General features: G+C 71.4%; 9 protein-coding genes. 3 read left to right on the forward strand and 6 right to left on the reverse strand.

The window, feature by feature from the left end; all coding sequences use genetic code 11:
* Nucleotides 1-17: 17 nt before the first annotated feature.
* The 3 genes from ACGFIG_RS28690 (at nucleotide 18) to ACGFIG_RS28700 (ending at nucleotide 4,235) form a co-directional block, all read left to right on the forward strand.
* Complete coding sequence (locus ACGFIG_RS28690) at nucleotides 18-1,928, forward strand: CRTAC1 family protein (protein ID WP_393008198.1); 1,911 nt, start codon at nucleotides 18-20, stop codon at nucleotides 1,926-1,928.
* The gene (locus tag ACGFIG_RS28695; RefSeq protein WP_393008136.1) at nucleotides 1,925-2,962 is read left to right on the forward strand and encodes an enediyne biosynthesis protein; all 1,038 of its coding nucleotides are present in this window, start codon (nucleotides 1,925-1,927) and stop codon (nucleotides 2,960-2,962) included. Before ACGFIG_RS28690 ends, ACGFIG_RS28695 begins: the two co-directional genes overlap by 4 nt.
* A gap of 379 nt (nucleotides 2,963-3,341) precedes the next feature.
* On the forward strand, nucleotides 3,342-4,235 hold the full coding sequence (locus ACGFIG_RS28700) for a hypothetical protein (protein ID WP_393008138.1): 894 nt from the start codon (nucleotides 3,342-3,344) through the stop codon (nucleotides 4,233-4,235).
* Nucleotides 4,236-4,281: 46 nt separating this feature from the next.
* Here ACGFIG_RS28700 and ACGFIG_RS28705 read toward each other — a convergent pair whose 3' ends face one another.
* The 6 genes from ACGFIG_RS28705 to ACGFIG_RS28730 form a co-directional block, all read right to left on the reverse strand.
* On the reverse strand, nucleotides 4,282-6,111 hold the full coding sequence (locus tag ACGFIG_RS28705; protein WP_393008140.1) for a CotH kinase family protein: 1,830 nt from the start codon (nucleotides 6,109-6,111) through the stop codon (nucleotides 4,282-4,284).
* The gene (locus tag ACGFIG_RS28710; RefSeq protein ID WP_393008142.1) at nucleotides 6,111-6,788 is read right to left on the reverse strand and encodes a DUF4956 domain-containing protein; all 678 of its coding nucleotides are present in this window, start codon (nucleotides 6,786-6,788) and stop codon (nucleotides 6,111-6,113) included. The genes ACGFIG_RS28705 and ACGFIG_RS28710 overlap by 1 nt, the downstream gene beginning before the upstream one ends.
* 7 nt (nucleotides 6,789-6,795) lie before the next feature.
* Entirely contained in the window at nucleotides 6,796-7,719 is a 924-nt protein-coding gene (locus tag ACGFIG_RS28715; RefSeq protein WP_393008144.1) for a polyphosphate polymerase domain-containing protein, read from the reverse strand.
* A gap of 170 nt (nucleotides 7,720-7,889) precedes the next feature.
* A complete protein-coding gene (locus ACGFIG_RS28720) occupies nucleotides 7,890-8,558 on the reverse strand; it encodes a lysoplasmalogenase (protein ID WP_393008146.1) in 669 nt (222 codons plus the stop codon).
* Nucleotides 8,555-9,406, reverse strand: coding sequence for a sterol desaturase family protein (locus ACGFIG_RS28725; RefSeq protein WP_393008148.1), 852 nt, complete (start codon nucleotides 9,404-9,406; stop codon nucleotides 8,555-8,557). The genes ACGFIG_RS28720 and ACGFIG_RS28725 overlap by 4 nt, the downstream gene beginning before the upstream one ends.
* Nucleotides 9,403-10,128 carry a FadR/GntR family transcriptional regulator gene (locus tag ACGFIG_RS28730; protein ID WP_393008150.1) on the reverse strand — a complete coding sequence of 242 codons (726 nt, stop codon included), beginning with the start codon at nucleotides 10,126-10,128 and terminating at the stop codon, nucleotides 9,403-9,405. The genes ACGFIG_RS28725 and ACGFIG_RS28730 overlap by 4 nt, the downstream gene beginning before the upstream one ends.
* Nucleotides 10,129-10,169: the final 41 nt, after the last annotated feature.

The following is a 10,169-nucleotide window of genomic DNA, read 5'->3' on the forward strand; positions in this document are numbered from 1 at the left end:
TCATTCCCGCCGTCTTCGTGCTGGTCCTCGTGGCCGCGTTCTTCGTCGTCGCCCGGCTGCCCAGCGCGTCGGCCGAGGAGCGGCAGACGCTGGCGTCGCGGTTCGGCTTCACCGAGCTGCCGATCGCGCTGCCGCCCGGCCTGCCGGAGCGCACCGTACGGACGGTCAACCCCGAGTACGAGCACATCCGGGCCTGGGTGTCGTCGGTCGGCGCCGCAGTCGCGGCGAACGACCTCGACGGCGACATGATCGCCAACGACCTGTGCCTCGTCGACACCCGCAGCGACAGCGTGGTCGTCACGCCGTCGCCCGACGGACCCGCCCGGTACGCGCCCTTCGTGCTGGACCCGGCGCCGTTGCCCACCCACAAGGCCATGGCCCCCATGGGCTGCGTGCCCGGCGACTTCAACAGCGACGGTCTGACCGACCTGCTGGTCTACTACTGGGGCCGGACGCCGGTGGTGTTCCTGCACCGCACCTCCGCGAAGGCGCCGCTGACCAAGGGGACCTTCCTGCCCACCGAGCTGGTCGGCCGGCCGTCCGCCTCCTCAAGCGGCGAGTACCAGGGCAAGTTCTGGAACACCAACGCGGTCGCGGTCGCGGACTTCGACGGCGACGGCCGGCCGGACATCGGGATCTTCAACTACTTCCCGGACAGCCAGGTGCTCGACCCGGCCGGCCAGCCGAACGTCGAGATGAACCACTCGCTGTCCCGGGCGCAGAACGCGGGCGGCGCGCACGTGCTGCGCTGGACCGGTGCCACCAGCGGCGACAACCCCACCGTGACGTACGTCGAACAGACGGCGATCCCGCCGGAGTACGCGACCGGCTGGACGCTCGGCGCCGGCTCCGCCGACATCGACGGTGACCTGCTGCCCGAGCTGTACCTCGCCAACGACTTCGGGCGGGACCGCTTCTTCCACAACGTCTCCCGCCCCGGCGAGATCAAGTTTGCCCTGGCGGAAGGGCGCCGTGGCGCGCTCACCCCGAAGTCCATGGTGGTCGGCCACGACTCGTTCAAGGGCATGTCCATCGAGTTCGGCGACCTCGGCGGCACCGGCAAGTTCGACATGTTCGTCAGCAACATCACCACCTCCTGGGGGCTGGAGGAGAGCAACTTCGTCTGGCGTAACAACTCGTCGAGCCTGGCCGACGCCCGCAAGCGGTTGAGCGAGGGCAAGGCCGTCTTCGACAACAAGGCCGCCGAGCTCAACATGGCCTGGGTCGGCTGGGGCTGGGACGCCAAGATGGCCGACTTCGACAACAGCGGCGAGATGTCGGTCGTCCAGACCGCCGGGTTCGTCAAGGGCGACATCAACCGGTGGTCATGGTTGCAGGAGCTGGCCATGAGCAACGACCTGATGCTCCGCAATCCGGCCATGTGGCCCAAGGCGGGGCCGGGTGACGACATCGCCGGCGCCGAGCCCTTCGCCTTCTGGGTGCGGGAGAAGAACGGGCGCTACGCCAACATCGGCGCCGAACTCGGCATGACCGACAGCACCCCGAGCCGCGGTGTGGCCGTCGCCGACACCAACGGCGACGGGGGGCAGGACTTCGCGGTGGCCCGCCAGTGGGCCGCTCCCTCGTACTACCGCAACGACAAGCCGGGCCGCGGCAACTTCCTCGGCCTGCGCCTGTGCCGACCGGCGGAGGACGGCCGCGGCACGCCCGCCTACGGCGCCCAGGTGCGGGTGAAGACCGCCGACGGTCGCACCCGGATCGCCCAGCTCGACGGGGGCAGCGGTCACTCCGGCAAGCGCAGCTTCGACGTCTTCTTCGGCCTCGGCGACGCCGGCGACAAGCCGGTCTCGGCGGAGATCGCCTGGCGCGACCTCAACGGTGGCGTGCACAGGCAGACCCTCGACCTCGCCGCCGGCTGGCACACGATCATGCTCACCGACAAGGCCCAGGAGATGAGCGCGAAATGACCGACGTCCGAGACAACACGCGTAGCGCCGTCGGCGTACGGGAGGCGACGGTCGCCACGGACGCCGCCCCGGTCGTCACCTTCGACCGGCACGCGCCGGTGGCGACCGAAACCCCGGGCACGCCACGGGTCAACCGGCGGGACCCCCGCTACCTGGCCCTGCGCAACTTCGCCATCTCCATGAGCATCTTCAACATCCTCGGGTACACGGTGCTCGGCTTCGAGCAGCCCTGGACCTGGCCGTTCTTCGCCCTCGCCATCGGCTACGCCACCGAGATCGTGGTCGAGGTGGTGACCGCGCGGTCGAACAAGCGTCGACCCGCCTTCGCCGGCAACGGCGCCTGGGGCATGTACACGTTCCTGCTGCCCACCCACATCACCGCGCTCGCCGCGAACATGCTGCTCTACGCCAACGACAACTTCTGGCCCATCGCCTTCGCCGTGGTGGTCGCCATCGGTCAGAAGGCGATCTTCCAGGCCCCCATCAAGGGCCGTATGCGGCACTTCATGAACCCGTCCAACTTCGGCATCACGGTGACCCTGGTCGCCTTCTCCTGGGTCAACATCGCCCCGCCGTACCACTTCACCGAGGACGTCCCGGACATGATCCGGATCCTGGTGCCGCTCGTCATCCTGACGGCCGGCACGGTGCTCAACGGGGTGCTGACCAAGAAGATCCCGCTCGTCGTGGGCTGGGTGGGCGGCTTCGTGATCCAGGCGCTGGTCCGGCACTTCATCTGGGACGTCGCGCTCTGGGCGGCCCTGCTGCCGATCACCGGTGTGGCGTTCGTGCTGTTCACCAACTACATGATCACCGACCCGGGCACGACGCCCACCTCGGGCCGGGCGCAGTTCATGTTCGGCGCGAGCGTCGCGACCGTGTACGGCGTGCTGATCACCTTCAACGTCGTCTACACGCTCTTCTTCGCCGTGACGATCGTCTGTCTCGCCCGGGGCCTGCTCTGGTGGGGCATCTGGCTGCGGGACCGCTCCCGGCGGGAGAACACGCCGGCGGTGCGGCCCGCCGTCACCTGACGCACGGTCGGTTCCGTCGCCGGCGGCCTCCGACGAGGTCGCCGGCGACGGCCGTGACGGGCCCGGTGGCCCCACCGCCGGGGACACGACACCCGCGCGGCGGCGCGGATCTCCCGGCGGCGCGCGGAAATCGAGCACATCTGAAGACGCGGTGACGCGAGGCACCGCAGCATGCTGAACAGCGCCGGCGGGACCCGGGCACCGGCCCGGGACACCCCGCCGGCGCAGACGTGTGCGCGCCGCGACAGCCACCGGGCGGGCCCGGCCGCGCAGGAGCGGCACCGCCGCCCGCGTGACGCCCACCGGAGCGCACCAGAGACGGAAAGCGAGGCGATGCGGCGTGCACCCCATCCCCGAGGCCCCACCGCGACGTGCACCGGTGGCGTTCGCGCCCCCGCCGGCCAACCGCCGACGGACGGCGGTCATCAGTGCCGCGGCGGGCGTGCTGCTCGCCGTGCTCTGGTCGTTCGAGCTGGTCGACTCGGTGATCGGCGACACCGTCGCCGACACCCTGCTGGGCCACGACGCGAAGGGCACCGCCATCAGCGGTACGGCGGCGGGGCTGCTGTTCGCCTTCGTGTCCGGCTTCGCCGGGACCTTCACCGCCTGCAACATCGCGATGGCGGCCTCGGTGGGCCCGATGAGCCAGGCCGGCGCGACGGGCCACCGCCACGGCGTACGCGCGCTGCTGCGTCCCGTCGCCTGGTTGACGGTCGGCATGCTGGCGGTGTCGGCGACCTACGGCGCGGTCGGGGTGCTCCTCGGCGAACGTCTGCCGCAGCTCTCCACCGACACCGTCGGCGGTATGCCGGTCCGCCTGATCCAGTCCTCGGTGGTCTTCGGCCTGATCGGCCTGGTGCTGACGTACCTCGGGCTCGCGGCCCTGGGGCTGCTGCCCGACGTCTTCGCGACCCGGCCGGTGGCGCGGGTGGTCGTCATGGGCGCCCTGGTCGGAGGCTTCCTGGTCGGCCGGCCGTACCCGCTGTTCAACAAGCTGTTCCACTGGGCGGTCGACACCGGCAACCCGGGGTACGGCGCGCTCGCCTTCGCTCTCCAGTCGCTGGGCAACATCCTCATCGTGGCGGCGCTCTTCGCGATCATCATCGTGGCCAGCCGGGGGCGCTTCCTCAGCTGGATGGCGTCGCCGCGCCGCGCCGCCACGGTGACCGGCTCGCTGCTGGTCGCGCTGGGCGTCTTCACCGTCGTCTACTGGGACCTGCGCGTGCCGGCGATCTTCGGCGTGGGATGGTTCCCGACGATGCCGTACAACTGACCGGGGTGGTGGCGGGCCCGGCCGGTCGACCGGGCCCGCCACCGCGTCAGCCCTTCGTGATCACCTCGTTCGTGGCCAGGGACGAGGTGCGCTCCCGGATCAGCGTGCGCAGCCGCTCCGCATCGGTGGCGAGGCTCTGCGCGTCGTGCCCGTCGATGGTGGCGACGACCCCGGCCAGGTCGTCCAGCGCCGTGAGCGCTGTCCCGTCGGCGTAGATCTCGCCGTACAGCTCGCGGTACGCCTTCTCGTAGGCGGCCTTGAAGGCGGCGCTGGCGAGGAAGCGTTCCTTGAGCCGGTGCCCGCCGCCGGGCCCGCCGCCGGCCCGTTCCCCGTCGCCCTGGCCGGGCATGCGACCCGTCGTCCGCGGGCCCTGCGGCGCCTGGCCGGCTTCCGGGGCCTGGCTGGGTTGCGGGGCCTGGCGGCCCTGTGGGGCTTGGCCGGGCTGTGGGGCTTGGCCGCCTTGTGGGGCCTGGCCGGCTTCCGGAGCTTGGCCGCCTTGTGGCGCCTGGCCGCCTTGTGGGGCCTGGCCGGGTTGTGGGGCTTGGCCGGGTTGTGGGGCCTGGCCGCCGGGCGGCCGGAACTGGCCACCCGGGAAACCGCCGCCCATCCGGCCCGTGTCGTGCGGCCCCTGGTCGGCGCTGCCGCTGAAGGTCAGGTTGTAGTCCCACCCGACGACCGTGAACTTCTTCGTCGTCAGGTCGTACCAGAGGTAGTAGTTGCGGCCCGGCCCCGCCATGTCGTCGAAGTTGAGCAGCAGGTTCTGCGCCGCGACGTAACGCGCGAAGGAGTCCACGTCGACGTGGTCGGCCAGGTGCGCGTCGAACTCCGCGTCACTGCTGTCGGCGACCCACCGCACCAGGTCGATGACGGGTTGGAGGTCCTGCTCGCCCTTGCCGGTGATCTGGCTGAAGTCGTCCAGGTAGTCCGTGGGGTCGTCGCCCTGGTAGGTGAAGCTCCCGGTGGCCAGGGACTTGTAGAGCACGCCGTCGCCGTCGAGGTCGTCGGCGAAGGGGCCGCCCGGGTGTTCCACCACGAGGCGGGCCGTGGCCGGCCGGTCGTTGACGACGAACCGCGAGTACGCGTACGCCGGGGAGGCCTCGCCGGCCTCGGCGAGCACGCTCAGGGACACGGCCTCGTTGAGCACCGTCGACCCGCCGCCCATGCCGCCGACGCGTACGGCGATCTCCCGGTGCCCCTGGTAGCGGCGGCCCTCGACGAACTCGTCGAAGCGGATGAGCCAGGGCAGGGTCTCGGGCTCCTCGGTCTTCAGGGAGGCCCGCCCGCCGCCGGGCCCGAACCCGCCGCCGGGCCCGAAACCGCCCCCGGGTTGGGCAGCGCCCCCGGGTTGGGTGGCGCCCTGCCGCTGCCCGCCGGGGCGTGCGCCGCCGGGTCCGCCCCCGGCGGGCTCGCCGTCCCCGGCCGGGCCGGCCTGTCCGCCGGGTCGTCCGCCGGCCCTGCCGATGTTCTCCCCGTCCCGGGTCAGCCCGGCCAGCGTCGAGTTGCCCTTGAGCCGGATCCCCACGCTCGGGACCGTGGTGCCGTCGATCGTGAGGTCGGCCTCCACGTACTCCTTCTCGCCCTCCTTGGCGAAGGCGTCGACCATCCGTTCGTAGTCCGCCTCGCGGAACGTCAGGGCGATGCTGTGCGCGACGGTCGGGTCGAACAGGTCCCGGGTGCCGGCGAGGTTCTGGGTGACCTCGTCGCCGGCCCGGCCGCCGCCGCTGGTGACGTACGGGTGCACGCGCACCGCGCTGAACCCGACCGTCAGGACGGCGACGAACGCGACGCAGCCGGCCAGCAGCCGCCAGTACTGCCGGACGCGGACGGGGATCCGGCGCCGCAGTCTCCTGAGCGGGCCGGCGGAGGGCGCCGGCATCACAGATCCGTCTGGTCGTAGCCGGTCAGCACCGTGACCCGCTGGCCGGACGTACGCTCGCTGAGCGCCGAGATCAGCTGGCCCGGCTCGTAGCCCTTGCGCAGCCGCACGGTGTACATGATCTCGGTCAACGCGCCGCCGCGGATCGTCTCCATGCTGACGAGCTCGAACTCGCTGGTGTGCCGGATCAGGACGTCCTGGATGGCCTCGGTGTGGTCGCCGTCCGGCGGAACCTGCACCTTGACGACCTGCCGCTGGACCTGCGAGGCGAACCAGTTGAAGCGGTACATCACCAGGATGACCAGGCCGATGGCGACGGCGGCGACGACGGCGAGCGTGTAGAAGCGGGTGCCGCAGGCCATGCCGACGCCCATCACCAGGAAGATGAAGCCGACGTCCCGGGTCTCCTTGATGGCGTTGCGGAAACGCACCACGGACAACGCGCCGACCAACGCGAACGCCCGGGCGATGTTCGACCCCACCACCAGCATGATCAGTGAGATGAGCATGCCGAGGATCACCAGCGTCTGCACGTAGGACTGGCTGTAGGAGATGTTGCGGTGGGTGAACCGGTATACCCAGCCGATGGCCGTGCTGAGCAGGAAGGACAGCGACAACGCGATCGCGACGTCCGCGATGCTGAACGTGCCGGACAGGTCCTGGAAGGTGAAGTCCATGGTGTTCTCAGGCCTCGCTCGTGACGGTGGTGGTCAGGGACAGGTCGGCGGCGGGATCGTCGTCGACGACGTGGAACACGGAGCGGGGGGCGCGGCCGAAGGCCTCGACGCTCTGGCAGTACTTGGACATCCGGACGACCGACATGTTCGACCGGGCCGCCAGGTCGGTGAGCCAGTACGGCACCCGCTCGTTGGCCTTGATCTCCACCACCGACAGCTTCGCCGGCACGATGAGCCGGTTCTCCGCGTCGGCGCCCAGGTGGAAGTCCCGGTCGCGGCCCCGGACGCGGTGGTCCATGGTGACCCGTAGGCCGGTGTCGGCGTCCCGGCCGACGAACGCCTCCCGCTGGTAGCCGGTCATCGCGACCGGCCGCAGGTCCAGCCCGCCGACCAGTTCGAGGACCTCCTCGACGAAGGCACGCTGGGACTCGTCGTGGTCGACCGGCACGCGGCGGTCGCACAGGTCGCGGGCGAGCCGGTACGGCAGGGCGATGCGGCGCTTCTGGGTGACCCGGTTCACCCGCTGCTTGATCTCGACGTACACGATGGTGTCGTCGGTGACGGCGAAGCGGTCACCGTAGTGCCGGATCCGCAGCTTGCGGCGGAACCGCAGGCCCTCGATCTTCTCCCAGTAGAAGCGCAGCTGGGGCGTGTCGTAGTACACGCTCCACACGCCGTACCCGCTGGCGTCGCCGTGGCTGTCGAGGTCCATCCGGCCCGCGAACTCCTCGCGCAGCGCACGGGCGACGGCGCTGTCGACGAGATACTTGATCTCGTACCGGTTGAAGGCGTGCAGCCGGCTCGGCGCCCGCAGGCCGTGCCCGGCCCGGTCGGCGTCGCGGGCCGGCGCGGGCGGGGGATCGCCCGGGACCGGCGGTTCGTTCCCGACGGCGCCGGGCGGTGCCGGCCGGGCACGGAAGGAAAGGCGCATGAGGCAACCGATCTCGTAGGTGGACGAGGCCAGGTGCCAGCCAAACCCGCGAACCTGTGGGTGACGTGTGGATGCCTTGTGAATTCGCGATGATCATGCGGCGCCGTTGCTGGAACGACGAACGTCCACCGGTCAACCACGAGGCGGCGGGCGTTCGTCGTCGGGCGCGGCTACCGGACGCCGTCGGCGATCGGTCCGGGGGTGGGGGTGGTGCGGCCGGCGCCGGCCGCGCTCCGGTCGCGGCGGTCGGACGCGGCCACCCAACCGACGGTGATGAGCAGCAGGGCCGCGATATAGGTGATCATCACTGCCAGTCCGTGGCCGGGCACCCGCAGGTCCGCGACGTCCAGGCCGATCAGCATGTCGGAGAGGAGGAACAGGCCTCCGCCCAGGGCCACCCGCCGGGAGACGCCGTTCGCGGCGGCGGCCATCAGGCTCAGGGCGAGACTGTAGCCGAGGATCGGCAGCCGCAGCGGGCCGAGGGCCTGCCACAGCAGCAGGTTGGCCACCGCCCACAGGGAGAGGTAGATGATCAGGCCGACCGCGGGTGGCCGCGAGTGGCGCAGGAAGGCGGCCAGGAAGGCCACCTGGGTGACGAGGAAGCAGCCCATGCCGACGAGGAACGCCGTGTCACCCGAGAGCAGCAGCGCGATGTCGCCGCCGGTCGCGAAGACCAGCCCGACCGCGACGGGGTCGACGCGCCGGCGCGCCCGCAGCAGGTACACCAGCAGCACCGGCGCGAGCAGGGGCTTGGCCAACCACTGCAGGACGGCGGAGTCGGCCGCGACGCCGACCAGCTCGACGGCGGCGACCACGCCGAACGGCCACAGGCGCCTCATCGGGCCACCGCCGGCTGCTCCTGCCCGGTGGGCTGCCAGCCCGGCCTGCCGAACACGTGCCCGAGGCGGTGCCGCCAGGACGAGGCGGCCCGTACGTCGGCCCAGATCGCCTGGTACTCGTGGGACACCACCCGCAGCGGGTTGTACGTGCCGATGTTCTTGGTCAGGCCGTAGCGGACGGTGGCCCGCTCGGGCTCGAAGGTGCCGAACAGCCGGTCCCAGACGATCAGGATGCCGCCGTAGTTGCGGTCGAGGTACTCGGCGTTGGCGCCGTGGTGGACCCGGTGGTGCGACGGTGTGTTGAAGAACCACTCGACGGGACGGGGCAGCATGGTGACCCTCTCGGTGTGCAGGAAGAACTGGTACAGCAGGCTGACCGACTGCTGAAGGAAGATCATCCACGGGGGGATGCCGAGCAGCGCCAGGCACAGCCAGAACGGGACCGACGTCATCGGCGTCCAGCTCTGCCGCAGCGCCGTGGAGAGGTTGAAGAAGACGCTGGAGTGGTGCACCACGTGGCCGGCCCAGAGCAGCCGTACCTCGTGGTGGCACCGGTGGAACCAGTAGTAGGCGAGGTCGTCGGCGAAGAACAGCAGCACCCACGTCCAGACGCTGGTGGGGGAGAGCTGGAGCGGCGAGAGCGTGTACGCGGCGGCGTAGAGGCCGATCGTCGCCAGCTTCCACGGCACGCCGATGACCTGGCTGCCGGCGCCCATGGTCAGGCTGGTGGCGGTGTCGCGCACGTCGTAGCCGCGTTCGCCGTCGTCGGGGGCGAACCGGTAGGACAGCGCCTCGACGACGATGAGGAGCAGGAACGCCGGTACGGCGTAGAGCACGGCGGGGATCATGTCCGGGCTTCCCTTCTCGCTGCTGCTGCGGGGGTGGCGAGGGCGGCGGTGAGCAGTGCCCGTGCCTCGCGGGCGGCGTCGGCGGCCCGGCCGGTGACGACGGCGTCGGCGAGCCGGCGGTGGCCCGCGACGTCGAGCAGTTCCGCGGCGCGCCGCTCCGGCGGCACCTCGCCGACGGCGAGCGCGCCGGCCACGAGGCTGTTGAAGGCCAGCAGGTAGGCGGTGTTGCCGGAGCCGGCGACGATGTGCCGCCAGAGCACGATGGTGGCCTCGCCCATCGCGTCCAGGTCGGGTGCCAGGTCGGCGTACCCCTCGACGGCCCGCAGGATCGCGGCCCGGACCGCGGGATCGCCGCGCTCGGCGCAGAGCCGGGCCGCGTCGACGCCGACGCAGGCCCGCATCTCCAGCATGTCGCGGACCAGGGTGTGCACCGGGAGGCTGTCGTGGAAGCGGGTGAGGGACAGGGCGAGGTCGAGCCCGGCGTGCACCCGCCAGTCCAGCACCCGGGTGGCGCCGCCCTGGCTGACCCGCACCAGGCCGAGCTGCTGCAACCGGCGCAGGGCCTCCCGCACGGCGTGCCGGTTGACGCCGAAGGTGGCGGCCAGTTCCCGCTCGCCGGGCAGCGCCTCGTCCGGCTGGTAGACGCCGCTGACGATCGCGTCACGGATCTGGCCGAAGACGTGGTCGGAGACCGAGGAGCGGGGGACGGGAGCGAAGGCCATGCCGAGGAGTGTGGCGCGGCACACATCAACCCGTCAACTGG

The organism is Micromonospora sp. NPDC049048 (assembly GCF_043197615.1).
Classification (GTDB): Bacteria; Actinomycetota; Actinomycetes; order Mycobacteriales; family Micromonosporaceae; genus Micromonospora.

What these genes read in the sequence shown, in the direction of transcription:
- ACGFIG_RS28705 (WP_393008140.1), bottom strand. Translation starts at nt 6,111, where the DNA reads ATGCCGGCGCCCTCCGCCGGCCCGCTCAGGAGACTGCGGCGCCGGATC.
- ACGFIG_RS28715 (WP_393008144.1), bottom strand. Translation starts at nt 7,719, where the DNA reads ATGCGCCTTTCCTTCCGTGCCCGGCCGGCACCGCCCGGCGCCGTCGGG.
- ACGFIG_RS28695 (WP_393008136.1), top strand. Translation starts at nt 1,925, where the DNA reads ATGACCGACGTCCGAGACAACACGCGTAGCGCCGTCGGCGTACGGGAG.
- ACGFIG_RS28720 (WP_393008146.1), bottom strand. Translation starts at nt 8,558, where the DNA reads ATGAGGCGCCTGTGGCCGTTCGGCGTGGTCGCCGCCGTCGAGCTGGTC.
- ACGFIG_RS28725 (WP_393008148.1), bottom strand. Translation starts at nt 9,406, where the DNA reads ATGATCCCCGCCGTGCTCTACGCCGTACCGGCGTTCCTGCTCCTCATC.
- ACGFIG_RS28730 (WP_393008150.1), bottom strand. Translation starts at nt 10,128, where the DNA reads ATGGCCTTCGCTCCCGTCCCCCGCTCCTCGGTCTCCGACCACGTCTTC.
- ACGFIG_RS28710 (WP_393008142.1), bottom strand. Translation starts at nt 6,788, where the DNA reads ATGGACTTCACCTTCCAGGACCTGTCCGGCACGTTCAGCATCGCGGAC.